26 protein-coding genes are annotated in these 26,017 nt (G+C 63.1%); 10 read left to right on the top strand and 16 right to left on the bottom strand.

From position 1 onward, the window contains the following. Positions 1-17: 17 nt before the first annotated feature. The 8 genes from ACFQ6Y_RS10615 to ACFQ6Y_RS10580 form a co-directional block, all read right to left on the bottom strand. Positions 18-1,769, bottom strand: a complete 1,752-nt coding sequence (locus ACFQ6Y_RS10615; RefSeq protein WP_378631756.1) for a cation acetate symporter — start codon at positions 1,767-1,769, stop codon at positions 18-20. A gap of 10 nt (positions 1,770-1,779) precedes the next feature. Next, a complete protein-coding gene (locus ACFQ6Y_RS10610) occupies positions 1,780-2,151 on the bottom strand; it encodes a hypothetical protein (RefSeq protein ID WP_378532433.1) in 372 nt (123 codons plus the stop codon). Continuing rightward, entirely contained in the window at positions 2,148-2,978 is an 831-nt protein-coding gene (locus ACFQ6Y_RS10605; RefSeq protein WP_378543337.1) for a LytR/AlgR family response regulator transcription factor, read from the bottom strand. The genes ACFQ6Y_RS10610 and ACFQ6Y_RS10605 overlap by 4 nt, the downstream gene beginning before the upstream one ends. A 12-nt stretch (positions 2,979-2,990) precedes the next feature. Then, the gene (locus ACFQ6Y_RS10600; protein ID WP_378532429.1) at positions 2,991-4,208 is read right to left on the bottom strand and encodes a sensor histidine kinase; all 1,218 of its coding nucleotides are present in this window, start codon (positions 4,206-4,208) and stop codon (positions 2,991-2,993) included. Beyond that, positions 4,205-4,591 (bottom strand): MmcQ/YjbR family DNA-binding protein, encoded by a 387-nt coding sequence (locus tag ACFQ6Y_RS10595; RefSeq protein WP_378631754.1) that lies wholly within the window; start codon positions 4,589-4,591, stop codon positions 4,205-4,207. The genes ACFQ6Y_RS10600 and ACFQ6Y_RS10595 overlap by 4 nt, the downstream gene beginning before the upstream one ends. A 4-nt stretch (positions 4,592-4,595) precedes the next feature. Beyond that, positions 4,596-5,813: a lipase family protein gene (locus ACFQ6Y_RS10590; protein WP_378631751.1), complete on the bottom strand. Its 1,218-nt coding sequence runs from the start codon at positions 5,811-5,813 to the stop codon at positions 4,596-4,598. Positions 5,814-5,828: 15 nt separating this feature from the next. Further along, the gene (locus ACFQ6Y_RS10585) at positions 5,829-7,472 is read right to left on the bottom strand and encodes a Na+/H+ antiporter (RefSeq protein WP_378532423.1); all 1,644 of its coding nucleotides are present in this window, start codon (positions 7,470-7,472) and stop codon (positions 5,829-5,831) included. Between the two features lie 122 nt (positions 7,473-7,594). Beyond that, positions 7,595-7,786 (bottom strand): antitoxin, encoded by a 192-nt coding sequence (locus ACFQ6Y_RS10580; protein ID WP_214884047.1) that lies wholly within the window; start codon positions 7,784-7,786, stop codon positions 7,595-7,597. Positions 7,787-7,966: 180 nt separating this feature from the next. On the opposite strand from ACFQ6Y_RS10580, the gene ACFQ6Y_RS10575 reads away from it, so the two are divergent. Next, positions 7,967-9,109, top strand: a complete 1,143-nt coding sequence (locus tag ACFQ6Y_RS10575) for a diguanylate cyclase domain-containing protein (RefSeq protein WP_378532420.1) — start codon at positions 7,967-7,969, stop codon at positions 9,107-9,109. 6 nt (positions 9,110-9,115) lie between these two features. Here ACFQ6Y_RS10575 and ACFQ6Y_RS10570 read toward each other — a convergent pair whose 3' ends face one another. The 3 genes from ACFQ6Y_RS10570 to ACFQ6Y_RS10560 all read right to left on the bottom strand — a co-directional run bounded on the left by ACFQ6Y_RS10570 (position 9,116) and on the right by ACFQ6Y_RS10560 (position 13,606). Next, positions 9,116-11,620 carry an HAD-IC family P-type ATPase gene (locus ACFQ6Y_RS10570; RefSeq protein ID WP_378631748.1) on the bottom strand — a complete coding sequence of 835 codons (2,505 nt, stop codon included), beginning with the start codon at positions 11,618-11,620 and terminating at the stop codon, positions 9,116-9,118. 76 nt (positions 11,621-11,696) lie between these two features. Further along, on the bottom strand, positions 11,697-12,812 hold the full coding sequence (locus tag ACFQ6Y_RS10565; protein ID WP_378532416.1) for an MBL fold metallo-hydrolase: 1,116 nt from the start codon (positions 12,810-12,812) through the stop codon (positions 11,697-11,699). A gap of 62 nt (positions 12,813-12,874) precedes the next feature. After that, on the bottom strand, positions 12,875-13,606 hold the full coding sequence (locus ACFQ6Y_RS10560; RefSeq protein WP_378446313.1) for an enoyl-CoA hydratase: 732 nt from the start codon (positions 13,604-13,606) through the stop codon (positions 12,875-12,877). Between the two features lie 112 nt (positions 13,607-13,718). On the opposite strand from ACFQ6Y_RS10560, the gene ACFQ6Y_RS10555 reads away from it, so the two are divergent. Then, on the top strand, positions 13,719-14,822 hold the full coding sequence (locus ACFQ6Y_RS10555; RefSeq protein WP_378631745.1) for an NAD(P)-binding domain-containing protein: 1,104 nt from the start codon (positions 13,719-13,721) through the stop codon (positions 14,820-14,822). Continuing rightward, positions 14,819-16,261 (top strand): phospholipase D-like domain-containing protein, encoded by a 1,443-nt coding sequence (locus tag ACFQ6Y_RS10550; RefSeq protein WP_378631743.1) that lies wholly within the window; start codon positions 14,819-14,821, stop codon positions 16,259-16,261. The genes ACFQ6Y_RS10555 and ACFQ6Y_RS10550 overlap by 4 nt, the downstream gene beginning before the upstream one ends. A gap of 4 nt (positions 16,262-16,265) precedes the next feature. On the opposite strand, the gene ACFQ6Y_RS10545 is transcribed toward ACFQ6Y_RS10550, so the two are convergent. Then, positions 16,266-16,808, bottom strand: coding sequence for a hypothetical protein (locus ACFQ6Y_RS10545; protein WP_378631741.1), 543 nt, complete (start codon positions 16,806-16,808; stop codon positions 16,266-16,268). 353 nt (positions 16,809-17,161) lie between these two features. On the opposite strand from ACFQ6Y_RS10545, the gene ACFQ6Y_RS10540 reads away from it, so the two are divergent. Genes ACFQ6Y_RS10540 through ACFQ6Y_RS10515 form a run of 6 tightly spaced genes read left to right on the top strand, consistent with a single transcriptional unit; the run spans position 17,162 to position 22,827 of the window. After that, the gene (locus ACFQ6Y_RS10540) at positions 17,162-20,035 is read left to right on the top strand and encodes an ATP-binding protein (protein WP_378631739.1); all 2,874 of its coding nucleotides are present in this window, start codon (positions 17,162-17,164) and stop codon (positions 20,033-20,035) included. Then, complete coding sequence (locus ACFQ6Y_RS10535) at positions 20,032-20,448, top strand: roadblock/LC7 domain-containing protein (RefSeq protein ID WP_003940329.1); 417 nt, start codon at positions 20,032-20,034, stop codon at positions 20,446-20,448. Before ACFQ6Y_RS10540 ends, ACFQ6Y_RS10535 begins: the two co-directional genes overlap by 4 nt. Before the next feature lie 5 nt (positions 20,449-20,453). Continuing rightward, a complete protein-coding gene (locus ACFQ6Y_RS10530; RefSeq protein WP_019744850.1) occupies positions 20,454-20,828 on the top strand; it encodes a DUF742 domain-containing protein in 375 nt (124 codons plus the stop codon). Then, on the top strand, positions 20,809-21,396 hold the full coding sequence (locus ACFQ6Y_RS10525; protein WP_378446307.1) for an ATP/GTP-binding protein: 588 nt from the start codon (positions 20,809-20,811) through the stop codon (positions 21,394-21,396). The genes ACFQ6Y_RS10530 and ACFQ6Y_RS10525 overlap by 20 nt, the downstream gene beginning before the upstream one ends. A gap of 40 nt (positions 21,397-21,436) precedes the next feature. After that, positions 21,437-22,231 carry an MHYT domain-containing protein gene (locus ACFQ6Y_RS10520; RefSeq protein ID WP_378532406.1) on the top strand — a complete coding sequence of 265 codons (795 nt, stop codon included), beginning with the start codon at positions 21,437-21,439 and terminating at the stop codon, positions 22,229-22,231. 53 nt (positions 22,232-22,284) lie between these two features. Next, entirely contained in the window at positions 22,285-22,827 is a 543-nt protein-coding gene (locus tag ACFQ6Y_RS10515; RefSeq protein ID WP_378631737.1) for an AAA family ATPase, read from the top strand. 25 nt (positions 22,828-22,852) lie between these two features. Here the strand turns inward: ACFQ6Y_RS10515 and ACFQ6Y_RS10510 are convergent, their stop codons facing one another. Both ACFQ6Y_RS10510 and ACFQ6Y_RS10505 read right to left on the bottom strand, forming a co-directional pair. Continuing rightward, entirely contained in the window at positions 22,853-23,311 is a 459-nt protein-coding gene (locus ACFQ6Y_RS10510) for a GNAT family N-acetyltransferase (protein WP_378632847.1), read from the bottom strand. 56 nt (positions 23,312-23,367) lie between these two features. After that, positions 23,368-23,955 (bottom strand): helix-turn-helix domain-containing protein, encoded by a 588-nt coding sequence (locus ACFQ6Y_RS10505; protein ID WP_037128769.1) that lies wholly within the window; start codon positions 23,953-23,955, stop codon positions 23,368-23,370. Between the two features lie 71 nt (positions 23,956-24,026). Here ACFQ6Y_RS10505 and ACFQ6Y_RS10500 point away from each other — a divergent pair, with 71 nt between their 5' ends. Next, positions 24,027-25,055, top strand: a complete 1,029-nt coding sequence (locus ACFQ6Y_RS10500; protein ID WP_378631735.1) for an NAD(P)/FAD-dependent oxidoreductase — start codon at positions 24,027-24,029, stop codon at positions 25,053-25,055. 8 nt (positions 25,056-25,063) lie between these two features. On the opposite strand, the gene ACFQ6Y_RS10495 is transcribed toward ACFQ6Y_RS10500, so the two are convergent. Both ACFQ6Y_RS10495 and ACFQ6Y_RS10490 read right to left on the bottom strand, forming a co-directional pair. Further along, positions 25,064-25,483: a DUF5313 family protein gene (locus ACFQ6Y_RS10495; protein WP_378543847.1), complete on the bottom strand. Its 420-nt coding sequence runs from the start codon at positions 25,481-25,483 to the stop codon at positions 25,064-25,066. 55 nt (positions 25,484-25,538) lie between these two features. Continuing rightward, positions 25,539-26,012: a MarR family winged helix-turn-helix transcriptional regulator gene (locus tag ACFQ6Y_RS10490; RefSeq protein WP_378446301.1), complete on the bottom strand. Its 474-nt coding sequence runs from the start codon at positions 26,010-26,012 to the stop codon at positions 25,539-25,541. Positions 26,013-26,017 lie beyond the last annotated feature (5 nt).

The following is a 26,017-nucleotide window of genomic DNA, read 5'->3' as shown; positions in this document are numbered from 1 at the left end:
TCCCTGGGCGACGAAAGTCAGGGTTGGCGGAGATCGTCTTCGCGATCGGAGCCCATTCCGAGCCGTTCAGGGGCGTGCATCCGCGTGAAGATTCGCGCGATATCTGCCGGTACCTGCTTCGCCGACGCCTTGCTCACGACGATCATCGTGACGAACGCCAGCGGCACGCTCACCGCGGCCGGGAACGCAAAAATGGCTGCCGGCCAGCCACCGAGGACGTTCTCCGACAAACCGCCCAGAACTGCGACGGTAGCGGCGGTTCCCGCGACAAACCCGCCGACCACCATCCCCGCCCCGGCGCCGACGGCGGTCAGGCCGCGCCACCAGATGCCCAACACGAGCAGAGGGCAGAGCGTCGACGCCGCGACCGCGAACACCAGTCCGACGGTTCTCGAGAGGTCGACCGATACCACCGCCAGCGACAGCACGAGCGGAACGACACCCGCCAGGAGTGCGGCAATGCGGAAATCCCGAACTCGCCCGCGGAGGACATCGGTACTGAGGACCCCTGCGATGCTGACGAGCAATCCGGACGACGTCGACAGGAAGGCCGCAATGGCACCGGACGCCACGAGGGCTGCCAGCAGTTGTCCACCCCACCCCGAGAACACCGATCCCGGAAGCAGCAGCACCGCGGCATCCGAGGTACCCGTGATCAGAAGTTGCGGAACATACAGGCGAGCGAAGACACCCAGGAGTGTCGGAAACAGGTAGAACACGCTGACCAGACCGACAACTGCGAGCGACGTGAGACGAGCGGCCCGACCGTCGGGGTTGGTGTAGAAGCGAACGAGAACGTGAGGCAGGCCGAGAGTTCCGAGGAATGTGGCGAGCATCAGCGAGTACACCTGATACATCGGGTGCGGCCCACCGAAACCCCAACCTGGGGTGATCCAGTCCGAGTTCTGTGCAGGCGCTCCGGCGACGACGGGGACCGCGGCTCCCGCGTCGAGGACCATGGACATGCCTTCACCGAGGGTGTGCTCCCCCGGCCCCAGGGTGACGGTGCCGTCGACCGCTCGCCCGTCGACCGTGCCACCGCTGACCGTCACCGGCTCGGACACCTGGACCACGACGTCGGTGGTGATGTCCACCGTCGTTGCGGTGGTGACCGTCGGCGGCATCGACGCGCCGACGTCGTGGTGATCTCCGAAGAAGTAGAAGGTCAGTGCCACAGCGGGAATCGCGACGGCGGTCAGTTTGAGCCAGTACTGGAAGGCCTGAACGAAGGTGATCGAGCGCATCCCGCCGCCCACGACGTTGGCGATGACGATTACCCCGACCGCAACGCCGCCGATCCAACTGGGAACACCGAGCAAGGTGTTGAGCGTCAGGCCCGCGCCTTGGAACTGCGGAATCAGATACAGGATGCACACCATCGCGACCACGAGCATCGCGAGCTTGCGCAAGCGCGGTGAGCCGAGACGGAATTCGGCAAAATCGGGGACGGTGTACGCACCCGAACGCCGAAGCGGCGCTGCGACGAACAGCAACAGCGCGAGGTATCCGGCGGTGAATCCGATCGGATACCAGAGGGCGTCTGCACCGTATTTCGCGACTAACCCGGCGACTCCGAGAAACGAAGCAGCAGAAAGGTACTCACCGGAGATGGCCGTCGCATTCCACCGCGCGCTGACGGTCCTCGACGCGATGAGAAAGTCCGAGGTGGTGCGAGCGAGCCGAACTCCGTAGATACCGATCGCCACCGTCGCCACAGCCGCTGCCACGATGCCGATCACCGTCAACACCGGGATAGGTTGTCCTCCCACAGCGCCGCGCTCAGTCGTCCACGATGTCGGTGAAGTCCTGCTCGTTCCGTTCCGCCCGACGTACGAACACCCAGCCGGTGATCAACAACAGGGGATACACCGCGCCGCCCATCACGAGCCACGGCAATCTGATTCCCAGGACAGCGACGTCCGACAGCGTCGGGAAGAGGTGCGTCAGAAGCGGTACTGCACACAGGAGCCCGGCTGCGACGACCGCAAGGCGGATCGCCAGCCCCAACTGCGCGCGAACGAGACCCCGGATCATGGCGTCACCGACTTCGGTCTGTTCCTGCACCTCCACCCGTGTCCGCACGATCCGAGCGCCGCTGCGTTGCGCCAACACCACACGCTCACGTTGAGGAGGATCGGACTGCGACGTCATCGCGACAACCAACTCTGCTTTGGCGCACGAACCAGACGATCCTTGAGTTCACGGGTGTGTCTGCGGCTGACCGGAAGCTCGACGGGAGGCTTGTCGCCGTGCGGGCGCAGACACACCACCAATCCGCTGCCCACCGTGCGGATACCGGTGACCAGCGCCAGAGACACCAAATAGGAGCGGTGAACGCGCAGGAAGCCGGCGTCGGCCCAGCGTGATTCGAGCGTCGAGATCGGGATGCGCACCAGGTGCGACTTCCCTGCAGTGTGCAAACGCGCGTAGTCCCCGTCGGCTTCCACCCACTCCACCGAGGACCGCTGAACGAGCGTCGTGACACCGCCCAGTTCCACCGGGATCACCTCGTCGGTCGACGCAGCTTCGGGCTTGCTCTCGCTCTTGGCGCGCCCGGCCAACCCCACGATCCGTTGAACGGCCTGAGCGAGACGCTCCTCCCGGAGCGGTTTGAGTAGGTAGTCGACGGCACCGAGATCGAATGCCGCAACTGCTCGATCGTCGTGCGCTGTCACGAACACCACGGGCGGCGGCGTGGCGAAGTTGGAGAGAATGCCGGCCAGTTCGAGACCGTCGAGTCCGGGCATGTTGATGTCGAGAAATACCGCGTCGATGCTTCCACCGCGCAGGATCCTCAACGCGGTCGTCGCATCCGATGCAGTGTGAACGTGCGCGACCGAGCCCTCTGCGCGCAGCAAGAACGCCAGCTCGTCGAGGGCTGGTTTCTCGTCGTCGACGGCGAGGACGGTCAGCTGGGCATCAGTGTCAGTCTCGTTCACAACAGGTCCATGTTCCCACGACGGTTTCAGCCTGATCATCGAAGGCGAGAATCAGACGTGAATCCCCTGCTTGAACTTGGGAACACGCATACTGACCTTCGTTCCGGCGCCCGGCGCCGTCTCCACCACGAGTCCGTAGTCGTTTCCAAACGCGGCGCGAAGCCTGTCGTCGACGTTGGCCAATCCGACGTGAGCGGCTTCCCGCGCGCTGGGTCGTCCCGATCCCGACTCGATGGCGTCGAGTGAACCGGAGCGCAGTAGTTCGGGATCCATCCCCACTCCGTCGTCCTCGACGCTGATGATGCAGTCCGGTCCCTCGTCCGCGGCCACGATGCTGACAGTGCCGCCCTCCGGCTTACTCGAAATGCCGTGACGAACCGCGTTCTCGACCAGCGGCTGGAGTGCCAGGAAGGGAAGCACCACGTTGAGCACTTCGGGTGCAACCTGAAGGCGGACGTTCAGCGCCTCCCCGAATCGCGCGCGTTCGAGAGTCAGATACCGATCGATGTTGCGTAGCTCGTCGGCGAGCAGGGTGAACTCGCCCGCTGATCGAAACGAGTACCGGGTGAAGTCCGCGAACTCGAGAATCAGTTCTCTGGCACGCGCCGGGTCGGTCCGCACGAAGGACGCGACGGTGTTGAGCGCGTTGTAGATGAAGTGGGGACTGATCTGCGCGCGCAGAGCCCGCACTTCCGCTCGATCCAACAGGGCCCGGGACGCGTCGAGGTCGGCGAGTTCGATCTGGCTGCAGGCGTACCGAGCGACCTCGGTGACCGCTCCGAGCATTCCCGGCCACGGATCTTCGCTGGTGACGATTCCCATCACCCCGACTACGCCGATGTCCTCGATCAGCAGTGGTTGCGCAATCAACGCTCGCACGCTGTGATCGCTCGATCCGCGCACCAGGTCTGCGTGTGTGACGAGCACCCGGCGCTCACCTTCGATCGCGCGAATGGCGGCGTCGTGGAACTGATCGGCCAACGCTTCGTGACGACCGTCCCACGCCAGCAGATTTCCCGACGCGTCCGCCAGGCCCAAGCCGGAACCGCCGGTCAGCTCGCGCAGGTGAGGCGCCGCCTCCGCCGCCGAATCCTTGTCGAGTCCGCGCCGAAGTGGCCGCGCTGCAAGCGAAGCCGTGTGGAGCGCCGCGTGGACGGCACGCTCGGTGGGGGTGGTCACCTCACGTCTGGTGCGCATCCACACCGCTGTCAGCGCCCCGGCCACCGCGAGAATCAGTACGCTCAGAAGCGCGACCACGGCCGGGCTCAACGTGAATCCTCGTCCAGTTTCCGGATCAGAGTTTTCGAAGCCACCGTGCGGTACGCATCTTCGACGACGTCGGCGACGTCGTTCCAAAATTTTTCGTTCTCGGTTTCGTCGGCGCTCGGCACGTCGAGGTACACGCCGATCCATCCGCGGCCACCCACGTACGGCGGGACGAAGAACCTCGACGGATCGCGGCTGACCCAATCTGCCTGCGCTCCAAGGGGTGCCGCGGCCCAGATCGCAACGCGATCGTCGTGGTGGTGATCCGCCATGGTGACGAACTGCGGCACCTTGCGCACGAACCACGACGCTTCACCGTGGCTGACCCGCTCGGTTGCTTCCGGCAATGCCAGTGCAAGAGCGCGGATTCGCTCCAACGGCGTCATCTATTCACGACCCGCAGGTATTCGGCGCCGGCACACCTGCAAATCGATCCTTGACCCACGCAACAGCTCCCGGCACAGCGGCGCCGTCCGCGTGACCCTCGCCCGGCCGCGCGTGGAACTCGATGACGTCACCGTCGGCGCAGGCACGTTCGACTGCCGCCTCGGTCCATTCCGGACGGATGAGGTTGTCATTCGTACCGACGACGACGTACATGGGACCGCTCGCCCGTTGACGTGGGAGAGCAACGTCGCTGAGCCACGCGTGAATTCGATCCGCGTCCTCGGCGGTGGCGGGCCGGGTGTCGGCCGGCGTGACCTTTCCGACTAGGCCCAACTTTTCGGTCGCGCGAGAGGTCAGGCACGAGGTGAGTAGTTCGTAGTTCTGCTCGAATGCTCCGCGCACGTAGTCGGTTCGTTCGAGTTCGGGATGGGTGAGTGAGAGTCCTTCGAGCACGTACGGGAGCAGCAACTGCTGTGGGAGAGACAGATTCACCTCGGAATCACTCGAGATGATCGGTGAGATGTCCGCAGCCGGGGACAGGTTTGCCGCACCCACGAATTCGAGGCCGTCGCCGTACGTCTCGGCTTCCTCGGCTGCAGCCCAGGAGGCCTGCCCGCCTTGGGAAAGCCCCAGAGTTGCCCACCGAGTCGAGGTGTCCGGAACGACGTTGCGCGCCGCTCGAACCGCGTCGATGACGTTGAACGCCGCGGTGTCGGGTTGCAGGTAAGGATGCGGATCCGGAGTGCCGAGACCCTCGAAGTCGGAGACAGCGACAACGTATCCCGAGTCGAGGAACGGTGCGACCAGGCCGATCGTGCCGAAAAGAGTCGGCGACGTCGACGGCGCACAGTCGTCCGAAATACCCGTCGTGCCATGGCCGATGGAAACGATCGGCCAGCCACCCTCCGGCGGAGTTCCAGGCGGCGTGAACACCGTTCCCGATACCTGAGTCTCCCGGCCGTCGATGCCGGAGGTGGAGCCGTAAAGGATCTTGACCGCACTCGCTCCGGACGCCGCCACTTCCGCTGTGCTGGTGAAAGGTTGACTGTCGAACACGACGCCGCGTTGAGCACTGTTCTCGACCGGCGGGGTGGTGGTGGTCTCGGTGTCGGTGACAGATATGTCAGGCGAGACATCCGATCCGCAGGCGACGCTCACGAGAAGTGCGCTCGCCACCAGTACTCCCCAGCCTGCGCGAACTCTCGAACTCCGAACCGTCATACGCAGTGTTCCCCTCTATTTGCCCGCGCTGCCTGCTCGGCGACGCCTGACACGTTCCTCGGCTGCGGCCTCTTCGATGTCGAGTCCTTCCAATACGGTACGCAATACCTCGTCGTCGAGATCGCCGTCGTCGCGTGCGGCGATCAGCGCAACTCGCTGCGAGCGCAGTGACTGATGCCGGAACTTGTCGAACAACGCTCCCGCGTTCCACAGGACAGCCTCGCGATCGGCGTCTTCGTCGACCTCCTGGAGTTGAAGCCTCGCCTGCATCGAACGCCGCACACGTTCGACGATTGCCTGCAGTTCCTTTCCGTCGATCCCCGGTGGAGGGTGCGCCGCAGCGTCGGCCAACGCCTTCTCACCGGCCTTGCGAGAAATGTTGCGTGCCAACTCCATCTGTTCCTGCGTGCGCAACTGCTCGTAGGGATCCGCGACGTCGAGGCGGCGAATCATGAACGGCAGAGTCGAACCCTGAATCAGCAGGGTCCCGACAGCGACGATGAACGCGATCGCCTGGATGACGCCGCGTCCGGGGAACGGCTCGCCGGACGAGAGCGCAAACGGAATACCGCCGGCGGCAGCAAGAGTCACGACGCCGCGCATGCCCGCCCACGAGACCACCAGATTCTGTTTCCACGTCAGTTGATTCTCGCGATCGCGGCGCAGGGTTACACCGAATCGAACACGCGAGTAACTCAGGAACAGCCACAGAGGCCGAATCACGATGACCACGGCAAGGACTGCGAGACCGTATGCGAACACGTGAAGCACCGGAAGCCCGTCGGCGACAACATCGTCGATCACGAAGCTCAGTTGTAGACCCATGTATGCAAAGACGAACATCTCGAGAAGAGTGTCCAGACTCGACCACACCGAGCGCTCCTGCAGTCTCGTCATGATCGACGCATCCGTCGAATAGTGCCCGATCACCAAGCCGGCGACCACGACGGCCAGAACACCGGACGCGTGCAGTTCTTCGGCGGCCAGGTACGCAGCGAACGGAAGCACCAGCCCCAAGCCGGTTTCGAGTGGAGAGTCGTACATGCGGGCACGAACGAACTTGACGACAAACGCCAGCACCAAGCCGACGACGACGCCACCGATCACTTCGTACGCGAAAAACAGCAGGGGCGAATCTGTGGCAATCCTGGTTCCTGTCACTGCCGCGACGGCGACGGTGAAGAGCGTCAGCGCGGTGGCGTCGTTGACGAGCCCCTCGCCCGTCAGGATGGCGATGACCCGTTTCGGGAGCCCGAGTTTCTGACCGACCGCCACCGCGCTGACGGCGTCGGTCGGCGCGATCACGGCCCCGAGCACGAGGGCGGCGCCGATCGTGAACTCGGGCACCATCCATTCGGCGAAGAAGGCAACCACGAACGCCGTCACCAACACCATTCCGACGCCGAGACGCAGGATCGGTGCCAGGTTGCGTTTGAAGGTCGCCACCGAAAACTTCAGAGCGGCCGAGTAGAGCAGCGGCGGCAGGACCACACCGAGAATGACGTGGGGGTCGAGTTCGGGTCGCGGCATACCGGGTATGAACGATGCGACCGAACCTACCGTCACCAAAACCAGCGGGGCCTGCAGGTTTCGTCGATTGGACAGCCCGGTGACTGCGATGGCGGCAATGACGACCAGCAGAATCCAGGTGAAGTTCACGCGTTCATTCTGCCCGCCGACCCTGGGAGTTCACCCAGCGGACGCACAGAAGCCCGCAACCTTTTCGGTTACGGGCTCCTGAGCAACGGTGTTACCGAAAAACGGTATTGCCGAATCCGGTCTTACTGCTTTTCGGGAACAGCCTTCTTGGCGGCCTCGGCTGCCTTGTCGATCTTGTCGCCGTACTTGTTGCCGGTCTTGTCGTCAGCAATGTCGGCGACCTTGTCGATCGCGTCGTGAACCTTGTCGGAGTTCTCCGCTGCGAGCTCCTGGCCCTTTTCGACCAATCCCTTGACGTTGTCCAAGAAACCCATGTCCGTGTCCTCTCCCGGTGCTGACGCACATCCTTCGGCGGAATCGTTCCTCCGCGCCCTTCGATTCTCACAGGTCGACGGCCTCCGCGCCAGAAAGCAGGTCCGTGCTCACGATCCTCGCACTACTCGAGGTAGCGTTAACCCGCCAATAGCTGATTGACCGCCCATCGACATCGACAGGTGCCCGGTTTGAATGCAGGACTGCGCGGGACGGGGAGCGATCCCCACCCGACGCGTGAACTGCTGTCTCGGTGGTGGTCAGACCGTACCGATTACAGTTGGCTCCCCCGATTCCTCGACACCCGCGGGCTGACCGTTCCCGGGCGCAAATTGGTTGCGCTGTGGTGTTTCCTCTTCGCCCTGATCGCGGCGACGATGCAGTTGAGTCGCTTCGGTTCCGACACTGCCCTGGCGCGGTCGGTCCTCGCTGTCGGAAGCATCAGCGGGATCTACGCGGGTTGCCGTTGGGCACGAAACGAATCGTGGCCCACCTGGCGACAATCCGTGGCCTTTGTCGTCTGGGCCGACCTGTGGCTCGCCGTCACTCTTTTCTTCGCTGTCCGCACCGCTTTCGTCGGAACCATCGGCTGCATCCTGTTCATCATGATCGGTTTCTACGCGGCGATAGTTCACAGTCCACGCGTTGCCATCACGCACATCGGCTGGGCTCTTGCCGTCTGTACGACGCTGGCCGCCATGGCGATGTCCGAACCGGTCAACGACAACTGGGTGGTCGTGAACCTCTATCTGATGGTTGCCGGTGTGGTTTTCTCCACCGCCTGGATTCTGCAGATCGTCTGGCTGCGTCTGACCGACGACGCACGCAATGCCCACCGGGACTACCTCACCGCGACGCTCAATCGCCGCGGACTTCAAGACGAGGCACAGCATCTGCTGCGCAGTGATCGAACACAGGCGCTGATCGCACTTCTGATCGACGTCGACTCGTTCAAAAGCCTCAACGACACTCACGGCCACGTCGCGGGCGACGATGCGTTGACCGCTGTCGCCGACCGCCTCATCGCTGCCGCCGGACCCGATGCGGTGGTGGCGCGAATCGGCGGGGACGAGTTCGTCGTCCTTCGCGGAGTCGATCGAGGAGATATCGAACAGGTCGCCACCGAGATACATTCGGCGGTCTCGTCCGACTCCGATCCCTATCCCGTATCCGCCAGTACCGGCGTCAGTGTCTATCTGAGTCCCGAGACGGACTTACCGGATCGAGCTGTCAACGAACTGATCGAGCACGCAGACAATGCGATGTACCGGGCCAAGAAGCGCGGCGGCAATCGCATTGCCTGGGTGCAGATGTTCAGGCGCTGAAACTGTCTACTCGCTGTGCGCGTGGTGATGCTCGCCGGGTAAGTCGTCCGGCGTGGCGAACATCTTCCGTTTCTCCCCGTGCAGGCGTGCGCTGATCCACCACGAGAGTTCCACTAGTACAACACCGATCGCGCCGAGGGTGATCGCGAGCGTCGTAGCAGCGACGTTGCTCGGATCCAGTTTGAAGAACTCTCGGGTGAACGGCAGAGCGAACAGAATCAGATAACCGGCTACCGATCCACCGATCAGAACAAGCTTCCACCAGACGTACGGCCTGGCCACAACGGCCAGAACCCACACGGCGATCATGATCAACGTGATGAGCGCGCTGGTTCCGGCCTGGATCTTCTGGGTCTCCGTCTGGTCCGGACCTTGGTAGGCCAGCACGTAGGAGATGAACGTGGTGATGCCGATGATCAGACCTGACGGCAGCGCCAAGCGCATGACGCGGGAGACGAAACCGGTTCGCGCGCGCTCGTTGTTGGGTGCCAGAGACAAGATGAAGGCCGGGATACCGATCGTGAACCACGCTGCGATCGTGACGTGGCGGGGAAGGAACGGGTACGGCAGCGGTTCGAAGTCGAAGACCTGGGACAGGACGCCGGTGATGCCGATCAGGAACGCAAGCACCACCGAGTAGACGGTCTTGGTCAGGAACAGATTCGACACACGCTCGATGTTGCCGATCACTCGGCGGCCTTCCGCGACGACGTACGGAAGCGTCGCGAACTTGTTGTCCAGCAGCACGATCTGGGCCACGGCTCGCGTAGCCGGGCTGCCCGAACCCATCGAGACCCCGATGTCGGCGTCCTTGAGGGCGAGCACGTCGTTGACGCCGTCACCGGTCATCGCGACGGTATGTCCGCGAGACTGCAAGGCAGCGACCATTTCCCGCTTCTGATCCGGCCGCACGCGACCGAAGGTTGTTGCGCCGTCGAGAGTGTCCGCCAGCTTTTCCTGATCGCTGGGCAGCTCCCGCGCATCGATCGGACGGTCGCCACCTTCGAGTCCGAGTGACCCCGCAACGGCGCCGACGGAAACCGCGTTGTCGCCGGAAATGACCTTGACCGCCACCTTCTGACTGGCGAAGTACTCCAACGTCTCCTGTGCGTCCGGACGCACCTTCTGCTCGAGTACGACCAGCGCTTCGGGGGTGACAGTTCCCGGTGCGTCGGCGTCGTCGACGGGGAGGTCGCTGCTGCCGAGCATGAGGACACGAAGTCCGCTCGACCCCACCTCCTCGGCCTTGCGGGCCATTTCCGAGTCGGGATCGAGCAGAACGTCCGGGGCACCGAGTACCCAGTTACCGTGACTGCCGTACGACTGGCCGCTCCACTTCTTCGCCGAGGAGAACGGCGCCACCGCTGTCGCCTCGCCCCACCCGGAATCGTCGGAGAGCGACTCGCGAATCGCCAGGACACTCGCGTTGGGACGAGGGTCGGAAGCAGCCATCGCGCTCAGCGCAGACTTGACCGCAGCCTCCCCCGATCCGCCCGGTGCGACATCGACCTCGGACAGGCGCATGCCGTTCTCGGTCAGCGTTCCGGTCTTGTCCGCACACACCACGTCGACGCGGGCCAGACCCTCGATCGCCGGCAACTCCTGAACGAGGCACTGGCGCTTGCCCAATCGGATGACCCCGACCGCAAATGCGATGGAGGTCATCAGCACAAGACCTTCGGGAACCATGGGAACGAGAGCTGCCACCATGCCGTTGAGGGCCGGTCGGATCGGCAGGCCGATGGTGAAGAGCTGGTTGAAGATGATCAGCGCACCCGCCGGAATCATCAGGTAAGTGATGAATTTCAGGATCTTGTCGATGCCGCTGCGCAGTTCGGAATGCACGAGGGTGAACTTGCTCGCCTCTTCGGCCAGCTTGGCCGCGTATGCATCGCCGCCGACCTTGGTGGCGCGGTATGCACCACTGCCCGCGGCAACAAAACTGCCCGACAACACTTGCTGGCCGCTCGCCTTGTGAACCGGATCGGCTTCACCCGTCAGGAGCGATTCGTCGACCTCGAGTGCGGCGGAACTGACCACCTCGCCGTCGACGACTATCTGGTCACCAGATCCGAGTTCGATAATGTCTTCGAGCACAACATCTTTGGGTGCCATTGCCACGGCGACGCCGTCACGCCTGACCATCGGCTTGGCCTGACTCACGATGGCCAGAGCGTCGAGCGTGCGCTTGGCGCGGATCTCCTGGATGATGCCGATGCCGCTGTTCGCGATGATCAACAACCCGAACATGCCGTCGATGATCGAGCCCGTCGCGAGCACGATCACCAACAACACGGTCAGGATCGCGTTGATGCGAGTGAAGACGTTGCCGCGAATGATGTCCTTGACCGAGCGGGACGCCCGGTCCGGCACGTCGTTGGTTTGCCCCGACGCGATCCGGGCCGCAACCTGATCGGCGGTCAAACCGCGGGCGACGTCGACGTCGTCCGGCAATCGCTCAGGGGCGACCGCCACTGCTGTCTCTTCTGAACTGGTGTGCTCGTGAGCCATGGTCAAAGATTACGCACCCGGAGCAACTAATCAGGGTTCGACTCGAAAGGCAACCACGTCCGCGGCGCTTCCCCGCTCATCCCAGCGGTATCCACCACTTCGACGGAGGTGTGGGCGACAACGCGTCGATCCTGCCGCCCGGCATCGGAACCGACACGGTCGTGCCTGCCTCTGCGGCCGACTCGTTGAGGCGAATGATCGGCTCCGACCACGAGTGAAACGCGAGGTTGAAGGTCGCCCAGTGAATCGGGACGAATACACCGCGCGACCCGTCGCCCTTGTTGAGGTCGATGTGCGTCTGCACTGCCTCTTCGGGATTCATGTGAATGTCCGGCCAGCGCACGTCGTACGCGCCGACGGGGAGAAGCGTCAGATCGAAAGGCCCATAGGTTTCACCCAGCTGTTCGAAACGTGATGTGTATCCGCTGTCACCACCGAAGAAGACCCGGTGCTTCGGACCGGCGAACACCCATGACGCCCACTGGGTCGTGTTCCGGACGAGACCGCGACCGGAGAAGTGACGAGCCTCGGTGCACGTGAGAACCAGCTCGTCGATTTTTGTCGACTCGTCCCAGTCCAATTCCACGATCCGGTTCTCGGGCACCTTCCAGTGCCGTAAGTGAGCACCGATACCGATCGGCACGACAAACGGAGCCGTCTGTGTGCGAGTCAGAGTCTTGACCGTCGCCATGTCGAGATGGTCGTAGTGATCATGCGAGATAACGATCGCATCTACCGCCGGCAGATCGGCCAAGGCCACCGGAGCGGGATGCATTCGTGCGGGACCCACTGTGGCCGAAGGTGATACGCGTTCGCTCCACACCGGATCAGCAAGAACACGGTATCCGTCGACCTCGACGAGAACGCTCGAATGGCCGTACCACGTCACCGCCGCGTCGCCCGCTACCGCCGGTGCCAGCGGAGTGGCCAACGGAATCGGCTGACGCGGCCGACCCGTCGACCCTCGCGTAGCCATCGACTTGAACATCCCGGCATCGGTGCCCGGGACCAACGTGCTGCTGGGCTCCGAATTGTGGAACTGCCGGTCCCGGTATCGCGGGGACATCGCCGCATACGGCTGCACCGTGTTCCGCGATGCCCCGATCTGCGTCGGGATTCCCCATGCGGCTCGCGCCACCCATCCTGTTGCCGCGGCAACTGCAGCAACTCCGAGAAGCGTCGTCTTCTTCATTCAGACGAGCGTAGCCACTATCTGCCCCGCGTGCGTGGCGCCTGAGTACCCTGCAACTGGCTTTACTTTCCCTTGAATACGGGAGGGCGGTTTTCGATGCGGGCGGCGCGGGCTTCCTGGACATCCTCGCTGAGCCAGGCGGCGTGAAGGGCGTCGAGTTGCTCGGGAGACTGCTCCTCCATGGTGCCGTCGTCGTTGAGGACCATCTTCATGTGCCGCAAGGACAGCGGTGCGAGATTCGCGATGCGGTGCGCCCACTCCTGGGCGTCGGCGAGGGTTCCGATCTTGTTGGCGAGGCCGCGGGTGAAGGCTTCCTCAGCGCCGATCTGCTCGATCCCGAGCAGGATGGTGCGCGCGGGACCGCCGCCGACCAGCGACGCGAGCCGGCGCATGGTCCACTTGTCCACCGAGACACCGAGGGTCGCTGCCGGGATTCCGAAGCGAGCGCTCGGTGCTACGACGCGCAGATCCGACGCGATGGCCAACTGCGTACCCGCGCCGATGGCCGGACCGTTGACGGCAGCGATGACCGGGATGGGCGCCGTGTCGATCGACCGAAGCATCTCGAACAGGCGGTCGGTGAAGCCCTCCATGTAGACGTCACCGGAGAGGTCTGCCCCTGCACAGAACGCCGATCCCTCACCGGTGATGACGACGACGTGCGCATGCTCGGCGACTGCCGCATTCATCGCGTCCCGTATCGCGATGCAGAGTTCCGCGCTGAGCGCATTACGACGCTCGTGACGCTGCAACTCGATGGTCACGACGTTGCCGTCACGGGAGAACCCGATCATGTCCGCTCTCTTTCGTTTCTGGAAGGCTCGACACAGGGATGTTCCGAGGCGCCGATACCGTCCGCATACTTCTCTGCAGCTAAGTTCTGTACATCAGGAGGTTAGATTACCGATGAGTACAGACGACCTTGCCGCACAGCAACCACACCCGGTTGACGTGGTGGTGATCGGCGCAGGACAGGCCGGACTCTCCGCCGCGTACTACCTGCGCAAGTTCGGAATCGCACCCGAATCGGGGTTCGTGGTGCTCGATCATGCGTCCGGTCCGGGCGGAGCGTGGCAGTTCCGTTGGCCGAGCCTGACACTGAGCACCGTCAACGGTGTGCATGACCTCCCGGGAATGTCTTTCGCGGAAACCACCGGGACCGACGCCCAACAGGTGCCTGCATCGGTGGCGGTCCCCCACTACTTCGAACTGTACGAAAAGCAATTCGAACTTCCCGTCCACCGCCCGGTACACACGCGAGTGGTGTGCCCGAGGGAAGAGCGACTGCGGATCGAGACCGACCACGGAGTGTTCGCGGCCCGAGGCTTGATCAACGCGACGGGAACCTGGGAGCGACCCTTCATTCCCCATTACCCTGGGGCCGATTCATTTCGTGGCCGACAGCTCCACACGAAGGACTATCGAACCGCCGCGGAGTTCGAAGGCAAACATGTTGTCGTAGTCGGCGGCGGGATCTCGGCCGTCCAACTGCTCGACGAGATCTCACGCGTCACGACCACCACCTGGGTGACGCGCCGCGAACCGGAGTTCCGCGACGAGCCGTTCACGCCGGACATCGGCCGCGCTGCGGTGGCCATGGTCGAGGATCGTGTACGACGCGGTCTGCCACCGGGATCCGTTGTTTCGGTCACCGGCCTCCCCGTAACGCCTGCCATTCGGGCAGCACGTGAGCGTGGTGTGATGAATCGACTCCCGATGTTCTCCGAAATCCTTCCGAACGGCGTGAAGTGGGCCGACGGCACCGCTATCGATGCCGATGTCATCCTGTGGTGCACCGGATTTCGTAGCTCTCTCGATCACCTGGCTCCGTTGCACCTACGAGGGCCGGGTGGCGGAATCCCGATGACAGGACGCCTCGCCACGCAGGTCGAAGCCGACCCTCGCGTGCACTTGGTGGGATACGGTCCGTCGTCTTCGACGATCGGAGCCAACCGCGCGGGCCAAGCGGCGGCTCGTGAGCTGACGTCTTACCTGGGGATCGGCGAATGAACAGAATTCTTGTTCCGGGCGAAACCTGCTGGCGCATCGAGCCGGCGGACAATCTTGCCTGCATCGTCGACGCCGCTGACTACTTTCACCATGCGAAGTCCGCGATGTTGCAAGCCGAGAAGCGAATCATGTTGATCGGCTGGGACTTCGACACGCGTATCAAACTCGAACCAGGCAAGCAGACGCTCGACGGCCCCAACAGGTTGGGGATGTTCCTCCGCTGGCTGGTGCGCGAGAAACCTGACCTCGAAATCCTCGTACTCAAATGGAACATCGGGGCGTTCACCGCAATCGGCCGCGGTATGACTCCTGTCTTCGTGTCCAACTGGTTGACCGACGAGCGCCTTCGGTTCGAGATCGACGGCGCCCATCCGGTGGGTGCGGCGCACCACCAGAAGATCATCGTCATCGACGACGCCCTGGCGTTCTGCGGCGGCATCGACATGACTGTGGACCGCTGGGACACCTCGGATCACGTCGACCGAAACGATTACCGAATCACGCCGAGCGGAAGGCGTTACGGCCCTTGGCATGACGCGACCACGGCGGTCGACGGCAATGCGGCGGCGGCCATCGGCGAATTGGCGCGGGCACGCTGGAAATCCGCAACCGGCGAGGATCTGACACCGGTCGAGAGCACTGCGACTCCGTGGCCCGTCAATCTGGCGCCCACCTTGCGGGTTGTCGACGTAGCCGTCGCCAGAACATTGCCGGAACTCGGCGAACGCACGGAGGTGCGTGAGATCGAGGCGCTGTATCTCGCGGCCATCGCCGGGGCCGAGCACACGCTGTACATCGAAAGCCAGTACCTCGCCTCACGCACTCTGGCAGAGGCGATTGCCGCGCGCCTGCGTGAGGACGACGGACCGGAGATCGTTCTGGTCATTCCGCGCAACGCCGACGGTTGGCTGGAACAAAAGGCGATGGACGGGGCGCGCCACGACCTGTTGCATCTGCTGTGGGCCGCCGATATCCACAACCGATTCGGTGCGTTTTATCCCGTGACCTCTTCTGGCGCACCTATTTACGTACACGCCAAGGTTCTCGTGATGGACGATCGTCTCCTGCGAATCGGGTCGTCGAACCTCAACAACCGCTCTATGGGCTTCGACACCGAGTGTGATATCGCCGTCGAATCCGACGACGACGCAGACGTCGAGTTGCGGGCCTCGATCATCGGTTTGAGGCGCCGTCTGCTCAGCGAGCACCTCGACGTCACCGAGGAAGAAGTCGACGACGCATTGCGTGAGCGCTCACTGTTGTCGACGGTTCGCAGTCTTGCGTCTTCCAACGCTCGCAGTCTGCGCGAATTCGACCGGAACACAGTGGACGGCGAAGACCACGTGCTCGCTGAAAACGCGCTGATGGACCCCGAGCGCACGCCGCCCAGACTCAGCGACCGAATCGAGGGATTCCGTCGTCTCCTCGGTAAACGCTGAGACACTAGAACACGCGGACGCTGTGCCCGGTTGTCAGCGAGAGTTCGACGAGTGTTGCGGCTCGATCACTCGGGACGAGCACAACGAGAAACGTATCGCTGTCGCTGTCGAGCCAGGCCACGGAAACGCCTGCCCCGGCGATGTTGTCGCCCACCCGCGCGAGAAGCGATTCCAGTCCGGCAGCTCGATCGAAGGCAGCGGCAAGGCTGTCTGCCCACTCCCACGATCCCGCACTTGCGGGCGAAGACTTCAGCTCTCGCAGCTGGCCGAGAACCTCGCCCGCGTCCTCGTTCCAGTCCACCCAGACGAGGAGTTCTTGTTCGTGCAACGCGTCGACGAGAGCGAACCACGCCAATTCGGGGTGTGGCTTCTCGAGCTTCTGTGAGTACAGCTCGTTCTGTACTGCGACATACCGTTCCGGGTAGTCGATTGCGAGAGTCACACGGTCGATGACTGTCGAGCTGTTCGGGGCCAGCAGTTCCGCGATCGCGCGCAACGCATCGCGAGCAGGTCCACCCATTACGTCTCCAAGGTTCGAATCGGTCATCGGCGCGGTTTCCACAGTCTGACACGCGGGTCCGCCTCGTACGGACCTGTCCTCGACGTTCGGTGCAGAGTCAGACACCGTTGCGGAGAGATCCCTCACGCTTACGAACCAAAGTTCAGATAGCTACCAAATCGAACAACTCGGCTATCCTATTCGCCGCACTTGTCCGTTTAGCCTTTCACCTGGCCTTACAATCCCGATATAGTCATGGTCGATCCGTTGAGACACCTGGAATGTAGCGAGCCAGCGAACAGTCTGTTACCGTTCAGCTAACTACTCCTTCTGGTCAAACCGGATCGAAGGGGTTCGGGCAATGACCCACGGGGGGTTGACGTGAAGGGGCCATGTTCCGCATGAAACACGATTCACACACGACAACCTCTTGGTGGTCGATCGGCGAATGGCGCCTGGGATGGAAGGTCATCGCTGTCCTCGCATTGCCGATGATCGTCGCCGTTGTCCTCGGAGCCCTTCGAGTTCAGACAGAACTCGAAGAAGCCGCGCAGCTGAGTTCCTCGTCCGAGCGCGCCCTCGCAGTGCCAGCAGCGATCAATCTGGAATCGGCATTGTACGAACTCGCCGAAGCGGCATCGGCACGCTCCGACACCGCTCCTGCCACGCAAGCAGTCTCCGATGCGATGGACCAACTTGTCGATGCCGCCCGCACGTTCCAGTCCGACGATGCCCTCAACGACCAAGTGACTTCGGCGTTGGCCGAGAGCCGTTCCATCACCGAGGAGATCGCCGCCGGCGCGGTGGCACCCGCTCGCCTGGTTTCGCGGGTCGGTGAGGTCTCACGAGCCCTTTCCGGCACCTTCACCAGCGTCGTCGAGCATTCTCAGCGCCCAGTCCTGCGTGAACAGGGTGGTCGACTGTCCGCACTCTGGGAAGCGCGACGAGCCTTGGCCGAACAACGAATCCTCTTCGGCTCAGGCGATCCGGACCAGCAGGCTCGCACCTCGATGGTCAGCGCTGCCGGCGCCGAACTGGTCGCTCTGAACAACATCCTCACGATCGACGGAACCAACGACACCGTCCAGGACCTCAGCAACTCGGCTCAGAACCGGATCAACGCACTCGGATCGACTCCGTCGACTTCTCCCCTGGGGAGCCGCGTCGGCACCGATCTGAAATCTGGAAACGAGCAGTACAACAGCCTGACCGACACCACCGTCACCGAGTTCGGCGATACCGTCACCGCTGAATCCAACGCCGCACGAACCGCGGCACTTCGCGATACCGCAATTGTGCTCGGCGCGGTCCTGCTGGCGCTGGCCATCGCCCTCGTCATCAGCCGATCGCTCATCGATCCGATCCGTCGGCTGCGATTTGCCGCATTGCAGGCAGCGAGACGCGGACTCCCCGACGCGATCGAACGAATTCGCGCAGGTGCCAGTATCGACGACGTCGACTTCGCCCGTGTCCCGATCCGCACCCACGAGGAAATCGGCGAGCTTGCACGCGCGGTGGACGACATGCACGGTCAGGCCATCACGCTGGCCGGCGAGCAGGCCACCCTGCGGCGCCAGGTCAACGACATGTTCGAAACGCTGTCGAGGCGTAACAAGTCCCTCGTCGACCAGCAACTCGGTTTGATCGAACAGCTCGAGCAGGACGAAGACGACCCGCGTCGCCTCGAGAATCTGTTCCGCCTCGACCATATCGCCGCGAGAATGCGCCGAAACGGCGACAACTTGTTGGTTCTCGCCGGAACCGATGTACGCCGCGCCAGGACCGCCCCCATCGCCCTCGGCGATACCCTTCGTGCCGCCGTGTCAGGCGTCGAGGAGTATCGACGCGTCGAACTCGGGCAGATTCCGCCCGGAGTCGTCACCGGTCATGCGGCCCCGGACGTCGTTCACCTCATCGCCGAGCTGCTCGACAATTCGCTGCGGTACTCCCCACCTGAAACCACCGTCTCCATCAACGCCGCCCGCACCATCGACGGCTCCATGATCGTCGAGGTCGCTGATCTCGGTATCGGCATGTCACCTGCCGATATCCTCGATGCCAACGAACGCCTCGCCGCCGGCGGCGAGATGAGCGCAGATACAGCGCGTCGCATGGGTTTGTTCGTCGTGAGCCGAATCAGTCGTCGCTACAACATCTCTGTGCGCCTGCGCCCGACGGCGACGTCGTCGACACACAGCGGCATCACCGCCACGGTGCTCCTACCGACGTCGATCCTCGATTCTTCTCGGGCACCCGAGATCCGCACGCCGCGAACCGGACCCGTTCCCACGCTCGATCGGACTCCCCCTCCCGCAACGTCTGCACCGTTCGCACCGTCGGCACCGTCGGCACCGTCATGGTCACAGCCCGTCCCGACCGAATCCGCACCTCCGCGGCCTGCGACCAGAAGCTTCGCTGATCTCCCGCGTCGAACACCCGCCAACAGCACCGATCGGACTGAGACGTTCGCCCCGATCACACCGCAGTCGACGCCGCCGGCAACGGCACCTTCGGGGCTACCGCGTCGAACCCCGGGCACCAGCGGAGTACCGGCGGTCAGCACCTCGACTCCGACTTCTCCGGCACCCACTTCGTCGGTGTCATCCTTCGCTCCTCTGCTCGATCCCTCGGGGACAGAAACACCAACGGCCCTTCCCGTTCGGGCTCCGTCGCCGGAATTCACCTCGCCGGCACAGGGTCCCGAGATTCCGGTGGGTCCCCAACCGTCGACAACTCCGCCGCCACGGCACCGGCTCTCAGCCCCGACACCGACAAATACTGCGGCGTTCTTCTCCTCGCGTACCCGTGACGGGCTCTCTGCCCGACCATCGGCGCGCGCTGACAGCGCAGGCGACGGCAACTCGAACGGCGCGCCCGCCGCCCCGTCCACGATGCCGATTTTTGCCCGGATGGTGTCGGAGTGGCTTGTCGATCCGACGGCGGAGACGTCGGCGGCTTCCACCGGCAGCTCGTGGACCACGGACGCCGATCAAGGCTGGGTGGCTGCTCGAACGTCATTCGAAATGCCGGTCACCAAGATCGCCGATTCCGGACTTCCCATTCGGGACCGCGGAGCCCGGCTGGTTCCTGGCGCCGTCGGCGGTGGCGGCTCGACTCAGCGTCACGCATCCAATCCGGCGGACGTCCAACGCGGTTGGAGCAGTTACCAATCCGGAGTACAACGAGGGCGGCGGCACGCCGCCGACCATCAGCGCGATGGCGGACAGTCTTTCGAATCGTCCACGATGTTGCACAACGATGAAGGAGAACAGTGAACACTGTCGGAGCCCAAGAGACTCCCCGCGCACTCGACTGGCTGGTTTCGGCTTTTGCCCGAGACGTGCCGGGTGTGAGTCACGCGATCATCGTCTCAGCCGACGGGTTGTTGACGGCCTCGAGCACACACCTGCCGCTCGATCGGGCGGATCAATTGGCCGCTGTCACTTCCGGACTCGCCAGCCTGTCCGCGGGTGCATCACGCCTCTTCGACGGTGGGGCCGTCATGCAGTCCGTCGTCGAGATGGAGAACGGGTACCTACTTCTCATGGGTGTCGGTAGTGGTGCTTACCTTGCCGCCCTCGCCGTTGCCGGATGCGACATCGGCCAGATCGGTTACGAAATGGCGACTCTCGTCGATCGCGTCGGGACAACCATGGACATTGCTCCGCGAACATCGCAGGGTATTTGAGTCCGATGCCTCACCACCAATCCGAGTACGACGACGCCGAACCGAGCTTGGTCCGGCCGTACGCGCTCACCGAAGGTCGGACCCTGCCGTCCATCGACCTCCCGCTCGAAGCGATCATCGCGACGATCGAAGACGTGGTCTCGAACAATCTTGCACCGCAGGATATTCGTGCGTCGATTGTCGCACTGTGTGAGCAGCGGATCTCGATAGCCGAGATCGCTGCCCACCTGGGTGTTCCGATCGGAGTCGTGCGGGTACTGGTTGCCGACCTCGTAGTAGCCGGATCACTGGAAATACATGCCACTCTGCGAAGCGACGCATCTCGAGTCGAGCGACGCGAACTGATCGAAAGGACCCTCAGTGGACTTCGGGCACTCTGACTCATCGTCTCGCGTGAAATCGACCAAAATCGTGATCGCCGGGGGTTTCGGTGTTGGCAAGACAACGCTTGTGGGGACCGTCTCCGAAATCGTCCCCCTTCGCACGGAGGCCATGGTCACCGACGCCAGCGACGGTATCGACAATCTCGGATCAACTCCCGACAAGAGCACCACGACGGTCGCGATGGACTTCGGACGAATCACTCTCGCCGACGACCTGGTCCTCTATCTATTCGGAACCCCGGGGCAGCGCCGCTTCTGGTTCATGTGGGACGACCTCATCACCGGTGCGATCGGTGCGGTCATTCTGGTCGACACTCGCCGCCTTGAAGACAGCTTCGCCGCAGTCGACTTCTTCGAGGCGCGAGGGCTCCCGTTCATCGTGGCGGTCAACCGTTTCGACGGCGCACCAATCCATTCGGCGAGCGATCTCCGGCAGGCGTTGGCTCTGCCCAACCGCGTTCCCATGATCGAGATCGACGCCCGTAACCGCGAATCGGCCAAACGCGCGTTGATCGCCATCACCGAGTACTCCCTCGAACGACTCGCAGCCGAAGCAGTCGTCTAGATGAATCACCAGATGCGAATCGTCACCGAAAGGAACTGGCATGTCGGATGAAATGCACCATTTCTCGATGGGAATCTGGCTGCTCGGGCTCGCCTACGTCGTGTCCGTGGTCGGGTCGGTAGTCGGCCTGGCGTGCACCAGGCATTCAGCGTCGGCGACGACAACCGCCACACGCATGCGATGGCTCGCCATGGCTGCCCTGTCGATCGGTGGCGTCGCCATCTGGCTGATGCATTTCATCGCCATGCTCGGCTTCGCAGTCCCCGGCAGTCCCATTCGATACAACCTCGGATGGACCGTGATCTCTGCGATCATCTCGGTGGGCGCCGTGTTCGTCGGTCTGCTGATCATCGGGACCGAATTCCGCTGGACGCGGCTTCTGATCGGGGGCCTGGTGACCGGTCTCGCCGTGAACATCATGCATTACACGGGTATGCGCGCCTTGCGCTTTCAGGGCGAGATCCACTACGACCTGCTCTTCGTTGCACTGTCGGTTCTCATCGCAGTCGTCGCCGGCACCGCCGCATTGTGGTTCACCATGGTGCTCGAGTCCACGATTCTGCGTTTTGTCGCCGGAATCATCATGGGTATCGCGGTCGTCGGTATGCACTACACCGGAATGGCCGCAGTCGAAGTTGTCCACGACGCGGCAGCCCCGGCGCCGCAGGGGCTCGAAGTGTTCTCCTTCCTCTTCCCCGTCTTCGTTCTCGGCTTGCTGGCGTTGGCAGTTCCGATTGTCGCAGTGCTGACAGCGCCCAACCGTGCGACGGCTCGGATGGAATCCGCCGCCGACGACTTGGCATTCGAAGCTCGAGAGTTCGCGATCCCGAACTGAGAGGAGTACGGGGCGAGTCGGCGTAAATCGACGACGCCCCGTACATTTCGAGGATGGTGGATGCCGGACACAACCCGCAGCCGTCGGCCCGCGCAACACTGGTCGTGATCGGTGGTTTGCCGGCCACCGGCAAGTCGACGATCGCGCGGGCACTTGCCCGGCATCACCAGATTCCCTACGTGCGGATCGATACCATCGAACAGGCACTGACCCGCAGCGGTATCGCTGATGTATCCGGGACCGCTGGATACATCACCGGGTACGCACTCGCCGCCGAACAATTGCGACTGGGGCTCTCGGTCGTGGTCGAATGCGTCAACCCGGTCGAGGTGACACGAAACGCCTGGTCCGCTACCGCACAACAAAATTCGGCGCGCTTGCTCAACGTCGAGGTCGTCTGTTCGGATCCCGACGAGCATCGCCGACGCGCGGAGCAGCGTGTCGTCGACATCCCGGATCTTGTACTACCTACGTGGCAGGAAATCCTGGATCGAGACTACGAACCGTGGACCGTGGAACGGCTGGTGCTCGACACCGCAATCATGAACTTCGACAGCGCAGTACGACTCGTCACTGCCCGAATGTTCATTGCGTGAGGACTGCTCACAGTGCGAGAACTGTTCACAGCGTGAGAACAAAGAAGGCGCTGCTCGGATCTTCGCGGTAGTTCCCGAACGGTGGACACGGCACAAACCCGAATTTTGCATAAAGTCGCCGTGCCGGGTCGAAGAAGTCTTGCGTACCGGTCTCCAATTCGAGTTGCCGGTAGCCTCGTTGTCTTGACTCGTCCACGACGTGTTGAAGAAGTCGCGTTCCCACTCCGCGCCCTCGAGCGGCCGAAGATGTTCGCATCGACTTGATTTCACCACCGCTCGACGACCGTTCCTTCAGAGCTACACAACCGAGTAGCTCGTCGCCTTCGCTCCACAACGTCCACATGGTCACGGAGCTATCCATCAGACCTGCGACGTCCAGCGCGTGAACGCTGTCCGCAGGCGAGGTCGCATGCATGTCGGCGAGATGTTCGGTCAGTAAGGCACGGACCGCATCCCGGCTCAAGTCGTCAACTTCGATTCGCACAGATCCCTCACCGTCCACTTTGCTTCCGCCTGCATCGAACAAAGTATGACTGTCCGTCACTTCGCCGAAGGCTTGGCCCGTACGTGGATGCGTTCTCCTTGCGGGCCGAACAGACTCAGCACCTCGACCGGGCCGCGGCCGTCACTGCCGAACCAATGCGGGTTTCGGGTGTCGAATTCAGCAGCTTCACCCGTACCCATCACGATGTCGTGATCGGCCAACACCAACCGCAACCTCCCCGACAACACGTACAGCCATTCGTAGCCGTCGTGCACTTGGGGGTCCGGTTCCGTCTGGCTTGCGGGGATGGTCATCTTGAATGCCTGCAACCCACCCGGTTGCCGAGTCAACGGCAATACCGTTCGCCCACTGACGCTTCGAGGCGCACTCTGGATGCGCGGATCGGCGACCTGCGGTGCCGCCACCAGCTGGTCCAACGGCACTTGGTGGGCAAGCGCGATCGGAAGCAGCAACTCCAGACTCGGGCGACGCTCCCCCGCTTCGAGCCTCGACAGAGTGCTCTTCGAAATACCGGTGGACTCGGACAGCGCTGTGAGCGTGACGTTCCTCTGTGTACGAATGCGTTTGAGGCGCGCGCCGATCTGCGAGATGGCGGCATCGATGTGCGGACCGTTGACATTCATGGTCCGAGTCTGACGACGATTCCCAGAAATGGCAACAATAGTTGCTGAAACTTCTCGTCCGCAGGCAACCTGTGCTCATGCGAACACACACTGAAACAGAGATCCTCGACGCCGTGATCGTCGGCGGTGGCGCCGCCGGACTCAGCGCAGCCCTGGTGTTGGGTCGTGCGCGGCGCACGGTCGCCGTCATCGATTCCGGCAAACCGCGCAACGCGCCGGCAGCACACATGCACGGCTTCCTCTCGCGAGACGGCATGGCGCCCGGTGAGTTGCTTGCCGTCGGGCGCAGCGAATTGCAGACGTACGGAGTGGAATTCAATCGCGATGACGTCGTCGACGTCTCCTGGCGCGGTATCGAACCCGGCTTTGTCGTCGAACTTTCAGGAGGCACAACCCTCGAGACCCGCACTCTGCTCATTGCCACGGGCCTACGGGATTCACTCCCGGAAATACCGGGTATTCGGGAGCTTTGGGGACAGAGCGTGCTCCATTGCCCGTACTGCCATGCATACGAGATCAGTGACGAGCCGATCGGCGTTCTCGGCGGCGATGCTCGCGAGATGTCACTTCACCAGGCGTTTCTACTCCGACAGTGGTCGTCGGATGTGACGTTCTTCCCCCACCACATCTCACTCACCCGTGACGAACGCGCGCGACTTGCTGCGCGTGGGGTGACCATCGTAGACGGACTAGCCTCTGGATTGATTTGCGAGAGAGGCGAACTGAAGGCCGTCGAACTCGACAACGGGCAATTAGTCCCTCGCTCAGCACTGTTCGTTGCGCCGCGTTTCATTCCGAACGACGCGCATCTGACGCGACTCGGGTGCAAAACCGGCCCTACGGGATTCGTGGCTGTCGACCCTTCCGGCGCCACCAGCGTTCCAGGCGTCTGGGGCGCCGGCAACGTCGTCGACCCTCGCGCTCAGGTGATAGGCGCTGCCGCTGCCGGGTCGACGGCGGCAATCGCGATCAACGGATACCTGGTCGAGCAAGATGTCGAATCGGCTCTTCGTTCGACCGAGCCTGTGGGCGGCTTCTCGGCGGCCGTGGAGCAACGCGTCTGTGAGATGAACGGCGGCAGCGCCCTCCACGGTATGTGACCGAGGTGCTACGTCGCGGGGCCGCCGTGCAGCTTCTCGTAGGCGGCCTTCTCGGCGTCGTGGCGCGAGATCTTCTTCGGGTTCTCGAGGTCGGAAGGCAAACCGTGACGCTCGAGGCGACGCGACCTGTTCTGAGCCATGTAGGAGACCGAATAGAACAGTGCCAGAAGTACTCCGAGTAGCACCATCGATGCCCGCAGGGCCAACGGCCCGGGGAAGAGCATGAAGGCCGCGAAGACTGGAATGAACGGCACCATGCTGCGGATCAGGTGACGCGGCACAGCCCAGTCACCGATCAGGTCGTTTCGCACCCATTCCTGCATGGAATCGGGCAGCTTGCGCCCCACTGAATAACCCAACCACTGAAGGGGATTCGGGCTCGTACGTTGCTTTTTGGAAGTCACGGAAGTCACCTGTTCGGTACGCATCGACGGTACTGACGCAGTCATCACGTTTCTCTCGGATGCAGTCATCACATTTCTCTCATTGGTCCAAGGCTCCGGCGCGGAGCGCGGCCTCGTTGACCCGCGTCAGAACATTGTGGAGTTCTTCGAGTTCGGCGAGGCTCACGCCGAGCTTCGCGACAACCGCCGGGGGGATCTTCTCCGCCTCCGTGCGCAGCGCCACACCCGCTTCGGTGAGGTCCACGTCCAGTTGACGTTCGTCGGCGCGGCTACGGGTTCGCGTGATCAACCCGGACGCCTCGAGTCGCTTGAGGAGCGGCGACAGTGTCGGCGAATCGAGCTGCAGTGCCTGCCCGATTTCCTTGACCGCCATCGGCGACTTTCCCCACAGTGCCAGCATCACCAGATACTGGGGATGCGTGAGGCCCATCGGCTCGAGCAGTGGCCGATAGACGGACAGCACCGCCCGGTTCGCGACCGCAAGTGCAAAGCACACCTGCCGGTCGAGAGCCAGCGGATCGTCCATCTGCGTCTGCGGAGCCTTCGTCGTCATGAATC

This window comes from Rhodococcus sp. NPDC056516 (assembly GCF_042794655.1).
In the GTDB taxonomy this organism is placed as follows: Bacteria; Actinomycetota; Actinomycetes; order Mycobacteriales; family Mycobacteriaceae; genus Rhodococcus_F.
This window is presented reverse-complemented; position numbering and strand designations above follow the sequence as displayed.

Excerpts from the sequence above, each read along its gene's own strand:
- ACFQ6Y_RS10610 (WP_378532433.1), bottom strand. The coding sequence starts at position 2,151 with ATGACGTCGCAGTCCGATCCTCCTCAACGTGAGCGTGTGGTGTTGGCG.
- ACFQ6Y_RS10605 (WP_378543337.1), bottom strand. The coding sequence starts at position 2,978 with ATGATCAGGCTGAAACCGTCGTGGGAACATGGACCTGTTGTGAACGAG.
- ACFQ6Y_RS10595 (WP_378631754.1), bottom strand. The coding sequence starts at position 4,591 with ATGACGCCGTTGGAGCGAATCCGCGCTCTTGCACTGGCATTGCCGGAA.
- ACFQ6Y_RS10590 (WP_378631751.1), bottom strand. The coding sequence starts at position 5,813 with ATGACGGTTCGGAGTTCGAGAGTTCGCGCAGGCTGGGGAGTACTGGTG.
- ACFQ6Y_RS10580 (WP_214884047.1), bottom strand. The coding sequence starts at position 7,786 with ATGGGTTTCTTGGACAACGTCAAGGGATTGGTCGAAAAGGGCCAGGAG.
- ACFQ6Y_RS10570 (WP_378631748.1), bottom strand. The coding sequence starts at position 11,620 with ATGGCTCACGAGCACACCAGTTCAGAAGAGACAGCAGTGGCGGTCGCC.
- ACFQ6Y_RS10565 (WP_378532416.1), bottom strand. The coding sequence starts at position 12,812 with ATGAAGAAGACGACGCTTCTCGGAGTTGCTGCAGTTGCCGCGGCAACA.
- ACFQ6Y_RS10560 (WP_378446313.1), bottom strand. The coding sequence starts at position 13,606 with ATGATCGGGTTCTCCCGTGACGGCAACGTCGTGACCATCGAGTTGCAG.
- ACFQ6Y_RS10555 (WP_378631745.1), top strand. The coding sequence starts at position 13,719 with ATGAGTACAGACGACCTTGCCGCACAGCAACCACACCCGGTTGACGTG.
- ACFQ6Y_RS10550 (WP_378631743.1), top strand. The coding sequence starts at position 14,819 with ATGAACAGAATTCTTGTTCCGGGCGAAACCTGCTGGCGCATCGAGCCG.
- ACFQ6Y_RS10545 (WP_378631741.1), bottom strand. The coding sequence starts at position 16,808 with ATGACCGATTCGAACCTTGGAGACGTAATGGGTGGACCTGCTCGCGAT.
- ACFQ6Y_RS10540 (WP_378631739.1), top strand. The coding sequence starts at position 17,162 with ATGAAACACGATTCACACACGACAACCTCTTGGTGGTCGATCGGCGAA.
- ACFQ6Y_RS10530 (WP_019744850.1), top strand. The coding sequence starts at position 20,454 with ATGCCTCACCACCAATCCGAGTACGACGACGCCGAACCGAGCTTGGTC.
- ACFQ6Y_RS10520 (WP_378532406.1), top strand. The coding sequence starts at position 21,437 with ATGTCGGATGAAATGCACCATTTCTCGATGGGAATCTGGCTGCTCGGG.
- ACFQ6Y_RS10515 (WP_378631737.1), top strand. The coding sequence starts at position 22,285 with ATGGTGGATGCCGGACACAACCCGCAGCCGTCGGCCCGCGCAACACTG.
- ACFQ6Y_RS10505 (WP_037128769.1), bottom strand. The coding sequence starts at position 23,955 with ATGAATGTCAACGGTCCGCACATCGATGCCGCCATCTCGCAGATCGGC.
- ACFQ6Y_RS10495 (WP_378543847.1), bottom strand. The coding sequence starts at position 25,483 with ATGCGTACCGAACAGGTGACTTCCGTGACTTCCAAAAAGCAACGTACG.
- ACFQ6Y_RS10490 (WP_378446301.1), bottom strand. The coding sequence starts at position 26,012 with ATGACGACGAAGGCTCCGCAGACGCAGATGGACGATCCGCTGGCTCTC.